This window comes from Spirochaetota bacterium, from assembly GCA_017999915.1.
GTDB lineage: Bacteria > Spirochaetota > UBA4802 > UBA4802 > UBA5550 > RBG-16-49-21.
In genome coordinates, this window is sequence record JAGNKX010000014.1 from 1 (window position 1) to 13,458 (window position 13,458).

The window sequence follows — 13,458 nt, forward strand, 5'->3', positions numbered from 1 at the left end:
CCTTCGACGGGGGCGCAACCTTCCCCTTCAGGGGCAAGGGGTACCGGATACCACTCCTCGCGGAGGTGCTGGACGCGTTCCCCGGCGTCAGGTTTTCCATCGACATCAAGGACCGCGACCTCGGCGCGGCGGAGCGGGTGGCGTCCATGATCGCGGATAAGGGGGCGGCGAAGCGCGTCATCGTCGGCTCCTTTCACGACCGGACCATGGCCTTCGTGAGAAAGAATTTTCCCGGCCTCATCACCAGCTTTTCGAGGAATGACACGCTGAGATTCATTGCCCTGAGGAAATTGCCGGGCGGTGGGCCGACGCCGCAGGGGGAGGCCATGCTCATTCCCGAGTTCATCGGGGGAGGGCAATACGAGTACCAGGGCAAAGGCGCCACCAGGGGCGTAAGGATCATCACCCGGGGCCTCATCGAAGACGCGCACCGGCGCGGCATACCGGTTCTGGCGTGGACCATCAACAGGCCCGAAAACATGGAGCGCCTCATCCGGTGGGGCATTGACGGCATCGTCACCGACCGCATTGATATATTGAAAGATGTCCTGGCCGGCCACGTCCCGGGCCGGTGATTGCGTATCCGCAGAAAAAAGCGAGGTGATAATGATGGGAAGGAGCATGTCGATAGCAAGGCGCACCATATATCTTCTCCTCATGGCCGCCCTGGTCCCATTGAAGGCCCCGGCCATGACCGAGCAGGAGAAGATTCGGGCCCTCCTCGACAGGGTGGAAGCATCGGGCCTGGTCTTCATACGAAACGGCACCGAGTACTCTTCCCGGGAGGCGCGGAAGCACCTGGAGTTGAAGCTCTCCAAGGCCGGGAGCGCCATCAGGACGGCGGAGCAGTTCATAACCCACATTGCCTCCGGATCGACCTGGTCCGGCGCCCCCTATTACATCAAGCTCCGCGACGGCTCCGTCGTGAAATCCGCCGACTGGCTCAGGAAAAACCTCGCCGGCCTGGAGAGGAAGAGGCGTTGAAATATTTCATTGACAGATTCTGAAAATCCGAGGAGCATTGTTGTCAGTTGATACTTTGAAGCTTCGAGGTGCCCCATGTTCTGGAAAAAAGAGTTGGAAACCATTGACCGGAAATCGCTTGAGGAGCTTCAGTATAAAAAGCTGTCCGCCGCGCTGAGGAGCGCCGCTTCAACACCCTTCTATAAAAAGGTGTTCACCGAGAACAACGTCGATATCGACAGGATAACGTCCCTCGATCATCTCAAGGACCTTCCCTTCACCACCAAGGCCGATCTTCGCCTGAGCTATCCCGACGGCATGGTGGCGGTGCCCCGGAGCGACATTGTCCGTCTTCACGCCTCGTCCGGCACCACGGGTAAGTCGACGGTCATCTTCTACACGGCCAGGGACATCGCGGACTGGGCCGACCTGATCGCGCGCTCCATGATGGCCACGGGAACCACCCGTGACGACGTGTTCCAGAACATGATGGGATACGGCCTCTTCACCGGCGGCCTGGGGCTGCACTACGGGGCCGAGCGCCTCGGGTGCATGGTAATCCCGGCGTCGTCCGGGAACAGCCTGAAGCAGATCCAGCTCATGCAGGATTTCCGCACCACGGTGATCCATATCACCCCGAGCTACGCCCTCCACCTGGGCGACGTGGTGGCGGAGCAGGGGGTGCGCACGCCGGACCTGGGCGTGCGGCGGGCGTACCTGGGAGCCGAGCCCTATTCCGAGGAAACGCGGAACAAGATACAGGAACAGTGGGGGCTGGCGGCGTACAACTCCTACGGCCTGTCGGAGATGAACGGCCCCGGCGTCGCCTTCGAGTGCGAGCACCGTGACGGCATGCACCTGTGGGAGGACTTCTACATCATGGAGATCATCGATCCAGATAGCGGCGAGAGGCTGCCGGACGGCGATGCCGGCGAGCTGGTCATCACCCACATCAACCGGGAGGCGATGCCCATCATCCGCTACCGGACGCGGGACCTCACCCGGATCATACCCGAGCAGTGCCGCTGCGGGAGAACGCACCGCCGCATCGAGCGCATCAAGGGCCGCACCGACGACATGCTCATCGTGGGCGGCGTGAACGTTTTTCCGTCGCAGATCGAGTCGGTCCTGATGAAGATACCGGAGGTGGGGAACAACTACCAGATCGTCCTGGACCGCCACGAGAACCTCGACCGGCTCCACATCCGGGTCGAGCTCTATTCGAAAATGTTCCAGGGCGACCTGGGCGGCCTGAACAGGCTCAAGAAAAAGCTCGTGGAGGAGCTGAAGGCGCTCATTACCGTGAATCCGCGCATCGAGCTCCTGGAGCCCGGCTCGCTGCCGCCCAGCACCGGCAAGGCGGTGCGGGTCATCGACAACAGGAAGATATAGCCCCGATAACATCGGGACGGGCGATACAAGGAAGTATCGCCATTTTTCGAGGCTGAAAGCCGAGAAGAATGTAAGGCTTTGCGAATTCAGTTCGCAAAGCCGACCCTGAAAAACTCCAGGACGGGGTTTTACAGGAATAACTGAGGAGGATGCCATGCCGCAACAGATTTCAATCTTCGCAGAAAACAAGCCGGGGAAGATCGAGCGCATCTCCGGCATCCTGGGAAAGAACAACATCAACATGCGGGCCATCACCATTGCCGATTCCGGCGACTACGGCATCATCAAGATTCTCGCTGACCGTCCCGTGGACGGCTGCAAGGCGTTGAAAGACGAGGGGATCGCTGCGACCCTGAAGGACATCGTGGCGGTCCGGATCGACGACAGCCCCGGCGGCCTTCACAAGGCGTCGGCCGTGCTCGCCAGGAACGACATCAACGTGGAGGATGCCTACGGCTTCACGATACGCGGAAGCAACGAGGCCGTGTTCGTGTTCCAGGTGAAGGATATCAAAAAGACCGAGAAGGTACTGGAGGAGGCGGGCTTTTCCCTTCTCCGGGAAAACGAGCTCTATTTTCTCTGACAGGTTAATGACAGGGGGTTACCTGGTCCGCGAATCGCCGCCGCTTTCACGCTCCTCCCGGAGCGGTTTTATCACCTTTATCATGGCGCGCGGTATATCAACAATGCCGTCGCCGGTTTTCACACGGTACCGGGCCCCGCGGGATATGATCGTCCCTTCGATGATCCTCCCGTTGTACAGGGTGATCTCATCGAGGCACATCCCTTTCCCGCCGCTCTTTTCCCCCTGGCCGGGTTTCACCCCGGTAAGAAGATCCTCGGCGCCACGCGTCGTCAGCGCGTAATATCCGCCATAGGTGACGGCGGCGAGCGTTACGGCCGTTATGAGGAATTTCGCGATGGGAATGCCGATGCCCAGTTTTTTGATCCAGAAATAGACGGAGAGGAAAACTCCCTGGAGGGCGCTGAAGGCCCCGACGGTTTTCAGGACGCGCACCAGGTTTTTCTTTTTTGAAGCGAGGATCTCATCCTGGATGTCCTCCGGAACCGGCCGGGCGAACTTGTATTTATCCAGAAGCCGTTCCAGTAACAGTGTATCCTGATCGCGCTTGTTCATAGCAGGTCCTCTATTCGTGAAATGCCGCGTTCTTTCAGGTGATCCAGGATCCGCCGGGTTACCTGGCCGTACTTGTACACGGCCTGCCGCGTGGTCAATCCCAGGTGCCGGGCCGCCTGTTCATAGGTGTAACGGTTTATCGCAATAAGATCGAAGAGAATACGCTCCTTTTCGTCCCTGTAGTTCCCGCTGTCCTCAATGGCGTCATGGATGATGATGCGGATGTCCCTGAAGCCGTTTTCGAAGGCGAGATGGACATCATCTTCCATGTCTTGAATATCAACACCCTCCGCATCGGCGCCGCTTCGCTTCCGGTAATAGTTCGAGATGCAGAATTTCATGGCGCCGATGAGCCATTTTTTCGGCTCCTTCACCTCGTCAAACTTGCGGTAAAAGCTCACGAATATCTCGTGACAGATGTCCTCGGCGTCCTCCCTGTTGCCGACGCGATAGTACAGGGCATTCAGGATCATCGGATAATAATCGCTGTAGGATTTCCTGAATTCCCTTTCTTTTTTTGAGAGCAGCATTCCCCCTGATGCCCCTATACAGAGTATTGGATTACGAGCGAATTTTACAAAAAAAATGTAAAAGGCTGAATTTTTTCTTAAAAACCGAGAATGGACATGAAATACAGGCTGAATGTCGTGTTGTCTACAATAAATTTAATCCTGGCACTTGACGAAAAGAGAATATTTTATTATTTTAGATATTATTAAAATTCTTGGTTATAGGGATCCTGGCCTGGAAAAACGCAAATCAATGAACGCTGCCGGGATCGATCAGAAATCTGGAATTAATAATTTACGTACCTGGGCAAAAGTCTTGATTTGCATACGGTATTATTTAACAAAACGAGCGAGGTTAATCAATGGAACAGCTGACAAAAGAGACGTTCAAGGAAAAGATATTCGATTACGAGAAGAACACTGACTGGAATTACAAAGGGACCCTTCCGGCGATCATTGATTTTTACGCGGACTGGTGCGGCCCCTGCAAGATGGTGGCCCCGGTTCTCAGCGAGCTGTCCGGTGAATATGAGGGAAGGATCAACATCTACAAGGTCAATACCGACCAGGAGCCTGAGCTGTCCGGCGCTTTCGGCATCCAGAGCATCCCGAGCATCCTGTTCATCCCGATGGGAGAAAGCCCGCGCATGGCGGCGGGAGCTCTTCCGAAACAGGCGTTCCAGGAGATCATCAAGGATGTGCTGAAGGTCAATTGACCCGCATGGGACGGCCGGTTTCAGGTCATTTTCATTACCAAGGAACAAAAAAGGGGCTCGTGAGACAGCCCCTTTTATTATAGTGCATTATTTAGCAATCTGAAGCAAGGATGAAGAACGGGCCGCCGAAGGCGGCATCGGCCTGTTTATGCGCCGAACTCTTCGTCAAATCTGCTCTTGGTCATGATGGTGAAGAACTTGTTCAGGGTCATGAGCTCGAAGGTGTGGTAGATATTGGGGCTCAGGTCAAAGAATATCAGCTTGATGTTCATCTCCTTCGTTTTTCTCAGTATTTTGACCAGCGATGCGATGGCGGTCGAGTCCACGCCGTTAAGGTTCTTGCAATTTATGGCAATCATTCCCGGCTTTTTCGCCAGGATTTCGGTGAAGACGACCTCCATCTCTTTAATATTGCCCAGGTTCCATTCACCGCTGGCATGGACGATAATATTATTTTTCTTTGCCTCAAAGCTGATATTATCCATGGTCTAACATTATGCATATAATCGCAAAATGTCAAACAATTATTTCCCAAATTGTCTGCCGGTTGTCGGTAGAATGATGCAAGGCAATGTTGTTATCCGATTATATTATTCTACAATGACCGGGTGAGCCGCCAATAGGGTCATGTTATGTCCTCGTGTTGCAGTTTCACTATTAATGCGCCGGAAAAAAGAGCCGAAAGGCCGAGGACTGTCTGAGTCGTCATTTTGTTGTCCGAGTTCCGCAGGCCTGGAGGCTTTTTTCCGGCACATAATAACAGTGGCCAACAACGTGATGCGGGATAGCCCGACCCTCTCCAATATTAATATATTATTTCACTTGATCTCGATAACCGAGCAGACCTCGCCCGTGTCATCGGAGGCGGATCGCGAGTTGTACATATCGGGCAGCCATTCGCCGTCGACGATGAACTTGTACCGGTACACGCCCCGGAACAGCTTTTTCCTCAGGCGCCAGATGCCATTGCTTCCCCTGCTGAGAAGATCATCCTCGGGGTTCCAGTTGTTGAAATCGCCGACCAGTGAAACAAAGCCCGCTTCCGGGCGGTAGAGCCTGAATTCCACGGTGTTATTTCCGATCTTCCGCCAGGTGACATGCTTTCCCTCGGTTTTCACCGCGGGATCGGCCACGGAGAGATACGAACCCATGCGGTCATCCACCCTGTCGGGATTCAGGGGGTCCCGTATCAGGATGCCGTCGACAATGTACTTGTAGGTTATTCCCCTGCCGCTTTCGTCCGCAGGGAGAAAATAATACCAGATGCCGCTGTCGCTCCGGGTCATCGGTACCGGCTTCCATCGGCTGAAGCTGCCCGTTATCTGGACCCCACGGGCCCCCCTGTTCTTGTAGGTGAACAGTGTCCCGAAGGAGTCGAGGGTGCTCTGTCCCGGCCGCTTTCCCGAATAAATCAAATTCACCTTCTGCGGGCCGTCGGCATGGCTCAGGAATTTCAGCGAGTTATAATATATGGACCTTCCGGCTCCCTCATCGTTGTTAAAGGCAAGCAGGAGGATCGATGCCAGGACCGCGATGGCTTTATAATTCATAGAATGAAACCTCTGAAATCGTGTCGAGATGTTATCGGGCAACGCGTCTATAGTGGAAATCGACGCATTATCGCCAATACATTAAAATTATTTCCAATTTGTGGAAACCGGCCCCTGAAGGGAGGCTTGTTTTAATAATAACTGGTTTATTCTTCCGTTAAATTTGTCGATAATCTAATAGATACTGTTTATATTGGAATTGCCGCAAAACTTGATAACCAATGAAATGCGCCCCGCCGCCGAAGGCGGCGGGGGCGCACCATATAAATTTTAATCGGTTATGCGGCACGTCTATTATTCATTATTGATTGATGACGGGATCAACAGCTGTTTTAAAGACGTCACGGGAGCCGCAGCGGGTAAAAATTGATTGATTTTTATCAAGCGGAACATAGTATCTGATTATGTCTCTACATGGGCCATGTTCATGGTCGCGGTAAAGGAATGGCTGAAGCGGAAGAAATAACATACACCCCTGAAGAGCTCGCAGAGATCGAGCGCATCGTTACCCTCATCGAACGGAGCGGCCACGGGATTCGCGGCGAGAAGGAAGCGGAAGCGCCGGCCGCGGCCGAGAAGGAAGAGGCTCCCGCCGTCGAAGAGGAATATCACCCCGCTCCCGATCAATTCGAGGAGCCGGCCGATCTTTCCCTCCCCTCCGTCGATCTGGATAGCCTCACCGGCGAACCGAAGCGGCCGGAGAAGCCGCGCGTCGAAGAGGAAGCCGCGCCTATCGAGGACATTACCGGCTTGATCCATGAGGTCGAGGAAGAGGCGCCTCCGGTCGCCGCGGAGGAATATGCCGCACCCCCGGAAGAGAAGGCGAAGCCCGGGGGCCTGAGCCCCGTCGATGAGCTGGATTTTCTCACGGCCGAAGAACCGGAGTCGCTGGATCGCCACGAGCGGGCCCCGGCCGATGCCTTTGTCGAGGAGACGCCCGCGCCGAAGAAAGCCGAATCGCCTGTCTTCGAGGACATTGACCTTGCCGACCTCGGCGCCCCGAAGGACACGGAAGTGAAGGACCTGGGCTTCCTGGAGGAAACGGGCGAGGCCCCTGCCGGGAAGCCTTCGCCGGGCGTCACCCTTGAAAAAGAACAACCCGGGGAAATCCCCGATCTTTCAGATATATCCTTCGATGAAGGAAAGGTGGAAATGGCGGAAGCCCGGGAAGCGGACATCCCGGAACTGGATATTCCCGAAGCCGGCTCCGCGAAGGAGGCCCCGTCAGAGGCCGAGTTTGCCGAGCCCGAACCGACCATGGAAGAGCTTACGGACGATGACCTGGCTTCCATCAAGAGCGTTGAGGAATTGGGCGATGTTCCCCAGGTCAAGTCCTCGAAGGACATCATAAGCCAGGTTCAGCAAAAGAAAGAAGTACGGGAAGCAATGCCGGACCTGGAAGCGGATATTCCCGAATTGCCCGCCGTCGGGGAAGACCAATTCGAAGTTGAGATGCTGGAAGAAGAGCCGAAGCCCGCGAAAAAGGAGAAACCCTCCAGGCCCGCAGCGGAATCTCCCGCCGCGGAAAAGGGCGAAAAGGGCATCGATCTGTCCGATCACGATATCATGCGGCTCAAAAAGGCCATCCTCCTTTTCAACCCGGCCATACGCGAGGCGGTGAAGGATGTCGTGATCAACGACCTCCTGCCGACGAAGGACACCCGCCAGCTCATCAACATGATCCTGGGCGGAAGACCCGAAGGCTCCATACAGAAGTACCTCGAGGAAAAGCTCGATAAGACCATCCCCCTCGTCGAGGAAAAGATCGGTCCGGCCCGCAGGGTCATTACCGCCCGGCCGGAGTACGCGGCCGGGGGGCGTGAGCGGCAGAAGAAGCTCCTTGCCATCACGGGGATCGCCGGGGCCGCCGCCATAGTCACCTGCGCGCTGGTGGTCCTCGGATACCAGTTCTTATACAAGCCGATGGCGGCCAAGCGCATGATCAAGCAGGGCGCGGCCTACATCCGCGAGAGCGGCGATTATCTCAAGAAGCCGAAGGATTATGCCAGGGCGGAGAAGCTCTTTCGCGAGGTTGACGAGGACTATGTCAGGGACTACTCGTTCGGATACACGGAGTATGCCCAGGCATATTTCGATAAAAGGGAATACGCCTTTTCCATTGAAAAGCTGAACAAGCTCTATGATATACAGAGGAAGAAAGGCCAGGCCAATGACATCGACCTGCTGAACAAGCTGGGCTATTTCTATTCGAAGGTGCCGAAGGAATACTACAATACCATGCGGCTCAATATCAACCGCTGGTATTATCCCGAAAGCGACAAGAAGCGCGAGGAATGGTCCCAGCTTGACGTGGCCATTGAAATGTACCGGCGCGTCCTCGTCAGGGACAGGAAGAACATCACGGCCCTCTTCGGCATCGGCAACGCCTATTTTTACCAGGGCCAGTACTTCAAGGCCAAGAAATATTACGAGGATATCGTCGATCTGGAGCCCGATTCCGAGATCGGGTACTCCGGCCTGCTGAACCTCTACATCGATCGGGACGTGTTCGAGAGGGTCATCGATATGCATGCCGTGCTGTCCGAGAAGAAAATGATGTCCAATGTCCAGTCGTCCCTCCTGGCGAAGCTGGCGGCGTACTACCTGGACAAGCAGAAGTCGAAGACGTCTAACGTGAGGATCGATTACGGGGTCCAGTCGCCCCGCTTCAAGGACAGTGATGACAATATATTCCCGGCGGTCATCGGCGTGCTGAGCGCCCTGAACAAGCGTGACAGCGATTATCCGCCCCTGCACCTGCAATACGCGAGGCTCAACAAGGCCCAGGACAATTTGAAGCTTATGAAGATCCACCTTGAAAAAGCGATCGACCTCTCACGGAAGAATTACGACGCGGACTATTTCGGCGCGCTCCATCTTCTGGGAGAATACTATTACCTGAGCAAGGAGCCGGTGAAGGCCTATGAGACCCTGAACCGGGCCATCAAGGCAGCGGAGGCCCCCCCTGAATTCACCCGGGAGGACTTCTACAAGGAGACGGAGAGCACGGGCAAGTCCTACGCGCTCCTCGGAAACATCTTCTACTATTATTTCGACAAGGTCCGGATGCGCTACGGAGACCTCGAAGACGAGTCGATCGACCAGGACGATGAGCGGATGGGGAACTACCAGATAGCGCGCGAAAAGTATGAAAAGGCCATCGATGAGGGATACGAGTCGTCCGAGGTGCATTACAACCTGGGCAGGATCTACTACCTGAACAGGCTCTACCAGAAGGCCCTTGACCAGTGGCTGAACCTCTACGAAGACTTTGCCGAGAACCCGGAGATCATGTTCGCCCTGGGCAACGCCTTCTACCACATGGGCAGCTATGACGCGGCCAAGGGCGAATATCTGAAGCTCATATCGGCCTACGAATACGAGCTTGATAAAATGAAGATAGCCCGGCGCGACCTTCCCGGCCACGTGAAGCTCGTCCAGTTTCTGTCATCGACCTATAATAACCTGGGCGCCGTGTACCAGGGGAAGAACAACGAGTCGAAGAGCGAGATCAGCTTCTGGAAATCGATCGATTACGCCCAGCTCATCAATTCCGACAACGAGTTCGCCCGCGTGAACCTGGCGCGCTCCTTCAGGAAAGAGGGCGGCGCAGGCGAGCCTATCCTGGACGAATCGATCCCCTACAGCATGGAATACTACCGGCCGGAAATGCGTAAATAGCGAACGTCTACTTCTTCCTCTTCGTGGCGTTTTTCAGCAGGGCGTACTCGAATCCGTCAATCAGCACATTGAATGAAGCGGCATTGATGTTTTCCGACAGCGAGTGGACCTTCCACAGGTCCGTGCCGTCCGTGAAAATGATCGTCACCTGGACATCGGTGCTGGTGCCGCGCTTGGCGTCGAGGATGTCGGCGTGGAAATCTATGAGCTTGACCCGGGAGATGTCGGGGAATAGCGGCGTGAGCCCCTTCTTGAGCACGTTGGCCAGGGCGTCCACGGGGCCGGCGCCGTTTGACGCCTCGTGGATGACCTTGCCCCGCGCCTCGATCTGGACGGTCGCTTCCGGATCGATGCCGTTGTCGATCAGGCGGTATCCGCCCAGTATCCTGAAGGGAGGTTTGTATTTTTTCAGGGACCTGATGATGGCCAGCGCTTTTGACGCGTCTTCAATGTCGTAATTCAGCATGGCGGCGCTCCTGGTTAATGTATGACGGTCCCGGTGCGGGCGGACAGCGTCTCCCGCTTCCCCGATTCGTATGCCAGGGTGATCCGGTCCCCGGTAAAGCTGTATTCGCACAGGTCCTTTTCCACCCGGCGGTGCCAGATCTTGCTCCCCTTCCGGCAATCGACCCTGATCAGGTAATAATCGTTCTTCTCATCGGTGAATATGATGAACAGGCCGCTGTCATAGACAATGTGGAAATAGGCCTTCCCGGGAATGAACCACTCGGTCGCCCCGGTTTCCTTGTCGATGGCCAGATAGCGGCCCTTGATGTCGTCGGTTTCACAGGCAATATAATACCGTGATGTATCCTCAATCACGGTATCAATGTGGTCTATATCTGATATTTTTTTTATCCAGAGGTTCCCGCCGCTCTGTGAGTCCCTGCATAGCAGCGTGGACCTGCCGCAATCGTAATGGAGGACGCGGGCTCCTAACTCAAAGTTTTGAGAATAGGACTGTTCCATTTAATCGGTTCAATGGGAACTTTTTAGCTTCATCCCTTCGATTATGAGCCTCGCGATGTTCTTTTCGTCGGCGTCCGCGAGATTGATGACCAGGTCATAGTTGTGGGGATCGGTCACGTTGAATTTCACGTATTCCTTGATGTAGTTCTCGCGGCGCTCGGTGTTTTCGATCACCAGTTTCTCCGCCTCTTTTTTCGTGACATTTTTGAATTTCATCACGTTCGCGATCTTGTAATCCATGGGGGCGACCATCATGACGTGGTAGCCGCCCGCCATTCCCCGGGTGATCACGTTCGAGGCACGGCCGACGAGGATCACGTTGCCGTGGCTGGCGAGGATCCTGACGGTCTGGGCCAGCTTCTGGTACACGGCGACCTGGGGCGGAAGGTCGCTGAATATGCTTTTCAGGATATCGGTGAGGTCCCTCATGGCGTCGTCGGTAAGGGTTTTCACCAGGTTCGATGAGAGCTCCATTTCTTCCATGACCCGGTCCAGGACCTGGCGCTCATAGGCGGCCCAGAGCGGTTCCGGGGTCGTGCCGGAATTGTTCAGCAACATGACCGCTTCCTGCGCTATGCTGTAGCCCGAGCATCCGTATTCACGGTTTATGGTGATGAACTGCCGGAGGTTCTTTTTCTCCGGATGCGAAGTCAGCGAATTCTTCTGCTGCTGCCAGTACTTTACCTGGGCGGTTATATATTTATCGAGGGCCGGTGTTTTCATGTAGCAATCTCCTTGTCGCGGTGAAAATGAATTGGTTACTGTTGTTTATAGAATATCTCTGCAAGCATCTTCAGTGATACACTCCTGGACATATCATCCGTCGTCGTATGGCAGGTTGCTTTTTTTCAGCAAAGTGCCAATTAAAATATATCGTTTTTTAAATACTGATTCAAGTTATGGGCTTGTTTGATCCTATTAAAATTTATACACTGGCTCTATGTATGAAATTTATATGGGGGGGTAAAATATCAAGAACTTTTCGCTGATTTTTAGACAAATAAGAATGGTTTTTTCAGAAATGGAGAGTCCCTATCCTGTTGCCCATTCTTATCCTGTCGCCGGCCTTGAAATCATCGAAGGTGATGGCGCTTTTTTGAAAAAGAAGAATGATCGTCGATCCCAGGTGGAATGCGCCCAGCTCGTCGCCCGCTCGTACCGGGACCTGATCCGCCGGAGCGAAGAACACTTCCTCTCGTTTGCGAAACGTCCGGTTGGTCTGTGTTTTGCAATAGGACAGGGTTATGCGGCCCACGTTCATGGCGCCGATTTTGCATACTCCCACGGTGCCGGCCGCCGATTGAACGTATGAGATGATGCGCTCGTTTTTCACGAAAAGATCCGGAAGGCGGTTCACCATCCACTCCTGCACGGTGAAGAGGGTTCCGGGGAGGTTGTAATAGCCGATGACCGTGCCGTCGACCGGCGCGTGTATCCGGTGGTAGTCGCCCGGCGACAGGTAGAGGGTCATGAACGATCCCCAGAGAAATTTACGGTAGGTGTCGGAAGGGACCAGATTCTGGAGGGAGTACCCGATGCCCTTTGCCTGGATCACGGTGGTGTCCCTGATGTCGCCGAACTGGTCGATGCGCGCGTCAACGGGGGACACGGCCCAGTTGCCGGCCTGGTCGATGGGATGAGACCCCTCCTTCATTTTACGGGTGAAGAAATGATCCATGGTCCTGAACCCATTTTTAGGGACAATGTATTCATCCTTTACGCCGAATTTCGCGCTGTACCACCTGATAAAGGCGTTCATTAGCGACGGGGTGAGGGGTATCCGGGCGATGTATCCGAAGATGCGGGATAGAAGGCTTTTGGGTAGTATCCTGAAAAAGAACAGGGCCAGGGTTGTGGTGATGGTCATGACTGCTCCTTGTGGATGCGTCCGGTTTTCGGGTAGACTTGATTGTGGGTAACCGGCCTGTAGCGCCGTGTCAAGTATTAAAAGGGAGACGGATATTCTCCCGGAGGGCCGTCCGAAGAGTTTCCCGGTTATATATAACTTGACATTCATCGGGGAGTGCCTCAGGGTTTGATGGATACCGGGGGAGGCCCAGAGTACACGGAAAACTATTCCATGGGAACCATCTGCATAATCATGGCAATGTGCCTGCTGGCGGCACCGCCCGTCATTGCGAAAGATTCCTTCGCCCCCTGGGACGCGGACGTGGCAGTGGGGGATGAGGCCGTGGAGGGCCCGCCCGTCGCCGGCCATGGCCGGTGCGGCGCCGCCGCCGGGCCGGCCGCGGAGCGGGGCGTCTATGACGCCTATACCGGTGGCGCCGTGCTCCTGATCAGGGCGTTCCAGATCTGGATCTCGCCCCTGGACGGCCCCAGCTGCAGGTTCAGGCCCGTGTGCAGCGCCTACGGCAGGGAGGCGGTGCGGAGATACGGCGCCTTCCTCGGCGGCATACTGGCCGGGGACAGGATACTGCGCTGCAATATTTTCTCAACACCCGGCGATGACCCTGTCCCTGACCTGATGCCGGTGAAATAGGGATGCCGGTGTTAAACAATGGGCGGCGTCGTCCGGCTAT

At 55.3% G+C, this 13,458-nt stretch carries 15 protein-coding genes; 7 read left to right on the forward strand and 8 right to left on the reverse strand.

All coding sequences use genetic code 11. The annotated features are described in order from the left end of the window. From KA369_18305 to KA369_18320, 4 genes are all read left to right on the forward strand, one after another. Nucleotides 1–575: glycerophosphodiester phosphodiesterase (locus KA369_18305; protein ID MBP7737936.1), on the forward strand; the 575-nt coding region annotated here is incomplete at its 5' end. 31 nt (nt 576–606) lie between these two features. Continuing rightward, nucleotides 607–984 (forward strand): DUF5329 family protein, encoded by a 378-nt coding sequence (locus KA369_18310; GenBank protein MBP7737937.1) that lies wholly within the window; start codon nt 607–609, stop codon nt 982–984. Between the two features lie 75 nt (nt 985–1,059). Next, a complete protein-coding gene (locus tag KA369_18315) occupies nt 1,060–2,355 on the forward strand; it encodes a phenylacetate--CoA ligase (GenBank protein MBP7737938.1) in 1,296 nt (431 codons plus the stop codon). Between the two features lie 154 nt (nt 2,356–2,509). Then, nucleotides 2,510–2,938: an ACT domain-containing protein gene (locus KA369_18320; GenBank protein ID MBP7737939.1), complete on the forward strand. Its 429-nt coding sequence runs from the start codon at nt 2,510–2,512 to the stop codon at nt 2,936–2,938. A gap of 18 nt (nt 2,939–2,956) precedes the next feature. Here the strand turns inward: KA369_18320 and KA369_18325 are convergent, their stop codons facing one another. Both KA369_18325 and KA369_18330 read right to left on the reverse strand, forming a co-directional pair. After that, nucleotides 2,957–3,493: a hypothetical protein gene (locus tag KA369_18325; protein ID MBP7737940.1), complete on the reverse strand. Its 537-nt coding sequence runs from the start codon at nt 3,491–3,493 to the stop codon at nt 2,957–2,959. Continuing rightward, on the reverse strand, nt 3,490–4,023 hold the full coding sequence (locus tag KA369_18330; protein MBP7737941.1) for a sigma-70 family RNA polymerase sigma factor: 534 nt from the start codon (nt 4,021–4,023) through the stop codon (nt 3,490–3,492). The genes KA369_18325 and KA369_18330 overlap by 4 nt, the downstream gene beginning before the upstream one ends. A gap of 341 nt (nt 4,024–4,364) precedes the next feature. Between KA369_18330 and trxA the strand changes: the two genes are divergently transcribed. Beyond that, nucleotides 4,365–4,718: a thioredoxin gene (gene trxA, locus KA369_18335; protein MBP7737942.1), complete on the forward strand. Its 354-nt coding sequence runs from the start codon at nt 4,365–4,367 to the stop codon at nt 4,716–4,718. A 146-nt stretch (nt 4,719–4,864) separates the two neighbouring features. Here trxA and KA369_18340 read toward each other — a convergent pair whose 3' ends face one another. Both KA369_18340 and KA369_18345 read right to left on the reverse strand, forming a co-directional pair. Further along, complete coding sequence (locus tag KA369_18340; protein ID MBP7737943.1) at nt 4,865–5,203, reverse strand: STAS domain-containing protein; 339 nt, start codon at nt 5,201–5,203, stop codon at nt 4,865–4,867. Between the two features lie 333 nt (nt 5,204–5,536). Beyond that, complete coding sequence (locus KA369_18345; GenBank protein MBP7737944.1) at nt 5,537–6,268, reverse strand: glycogen-binding domain-containing protein; 732 nt, start codon at nt 6,266–6,268, stop codon at nt 5,537–5,539. A gap of 444 nt (nt 6,269–6,712) precedes the next feature. Between KA369_18345 and KA369_18350 the strand changes: the two genes are divergently transcribed. Next, nucleotides 6,713–9,949 (forward strand): tetratricopeptide repeat protein, encoded by a 3,237-nt coding sequence (locus tag KA369_18350; GenBank protein MBP7737945.1) that lies wholly within the window; start codon nt 6,713–6,715, stop codon nt 9,947–9,949. A gap of 7 nt (nt 9,950–9,956) precedes the next feature. On the opposite strand, the gene KA369_18355 is transcribed toward KA369_18350, so the two are convergent. The 4 genes from KA369_18355 to psd form a co-directional block, all read right to left on the reverse strand. Continuing rightward, nucleotides 9,957–10,415, reverse strand: a complete 459-nt coding sequence (locus KA369_18355; GenBank protein ID MBP7737946.1) for a hypothetical protein — start codon at nt 10,413–10,415, stop codon at nt 9,957–9,959. Between the two features lie 14 nt (nt 10,416–10,429). Further along, nucleotides 10,430–10,918, reverse strand: a complete 489-nt coding sequence (locus tag KA369_18360) for a PQQ-binding-like beta-propeller repeat protein (protein ID MBP7737947.1) — start codon at nt 10,916–10,918, stop codon at nt 10,430–10,432. Between the two features lie 9 nt (nt 10,919–10,927). Then, on the reverse strand, nt 10,928–11,641 hold the full coding sequence (locus KA369_18365; protein MBP7737948.1) for a cytidylate kinase-like family protein: 714 nt from the start codon (nt 11,639–11,641) through the stop codon (nt 10,928–10,930). Nucleotides 11,642–11,933: 292 nt separating this feature from the next. Further along, nucleotides 11,934–12,785 (reverse strand): phosphatidylserine decarboxylase, encoded by an 852-nt coding sequence (gene psd / locus KA369_18370; GenBank protein MBP7737949.1) that lies wholly within the window; start codon nt 12,783–12,785, stop codon nt 11,934–11,936. Between the two features lie 240 nt (nt 12,786–13,025). On the opposite strand from psd, the gene yidD reads away from it, so the two are divergent. After that, nucleotides 13,026–13,418, forward strand: a complete 393-nt coding sequence (gene yidD / locus KA369_18375; protein ID MBP7737950.1) for a membrane protein insertion efficiency factor YidD — start codon at nt 13,026–13,028, stop codon at nt 13,416–13,418. The last annotated feature ends 40 nt before the right edge of the window (nt 13,419–13,458 follow it).

What these genes read in the sequence shown, in the direction of transcription:
- KA369_18310 (MBP7737937.1), top strand. Translation starts at nt 607, where the DNA reads ATGATGGGAAGGAGCATGTCGATAGCAAGGCGCACCATATATCTTCTC.
- KA369_18315 (MBP7737938.1), top strand. Translation starts at nt 1,060, where the DNA reads ATGTTCTGGAAAAAAGAGTTGGAAACCATTGACCGGAAATCGCTTGAG.
- KA369_18320 (MBP7737939.1), top strand. Translation starts at nt 2,510, where the DNA reads ATGCCGCAACAGATTTCAATCTTCGCAGAAAACAAGCCGGGGAAGATC.
- KA369_18325 (MBP7737940.1), bottom strand. Translation starts at nt 3,493, where the DNA reads ATGAACAAGCGCGATCAGGATACACTGTTACTGGAACGGCTTCTGGAT.
- KA369_18330 (MBP7737941.1), bottom strand. Translation starts at nt 4,023, where the DNA reads ATGCTGCTCTCAAAAAAAGAAAGGGAATTCAGGAAATCCTACAGCGAT.
- trxA (MBP7737942.1), top strand. Translation starts at nt 4,365, where the DNA reads ATGGAACAGCTGACAAAAGAGACGTTCAAGGAAAAGATATTCGATTAC.
- KA369_18340 (MBP7737943.1), bottom strand. Translation starts at nt 5,203, where the DNA reads ATGGATAATATCAGCTTTGAGGCAAAGAAAAATAATATTATCGTCCAT.
- KA369_18345 (MBP7737944.1), bottom strand. Translation starts at nt 6,268, where the DNA reads ATGAATTATAAAGCCATCGCGGTCCTGGCATCGATCCTCCTGCTTGCC.
- KA369_18350 (MBP7737945.1), top strand. Translation starts at nt 6,713, where the DNA reads ATGGCTGAAGCGGAAGAAATAACATACACCCCTGAAGAGCTCGCAGAG.
- KA369_18355 (MBP7737946.1), bottom strand. Translation starts at nt 10,415, where the DNA reads ATGCTGAATTACGACATTGAAGACGCGTCAAAAGCGCTGGCCATCATC.
- KA369_18360 (MBP7737947.1), bottom strand. Translation starts at nt 10,918, where the DNA reads ATGGAACAGTCCTATTCTCAAAACTTTGAGTTAGGAGCCCGCGTCCTC.
- KA369_18365 (MBP7737948.1), bottom strand. Translation starts at nt 11,641, where the DNA reads ATGAAAACACCGGCCCTCGATAAATATATAACCGCCCAGGTAAAGTAC.
- psd (MBP7737949.1), bottom strand. Translation starts at nt 12,785, where the DNA reads ATGACCATCACCACAACCCTGGCCCTGTTCTTTTTCAGGATACTACCC.
- yidD (MBP7737950.1), top strand. Translation starts at nt 13,026, where the DNA reads ATGTGCCTGCTGGCGGCACCGCCCGTCATTGCGAAAGATTCCTTCGCC.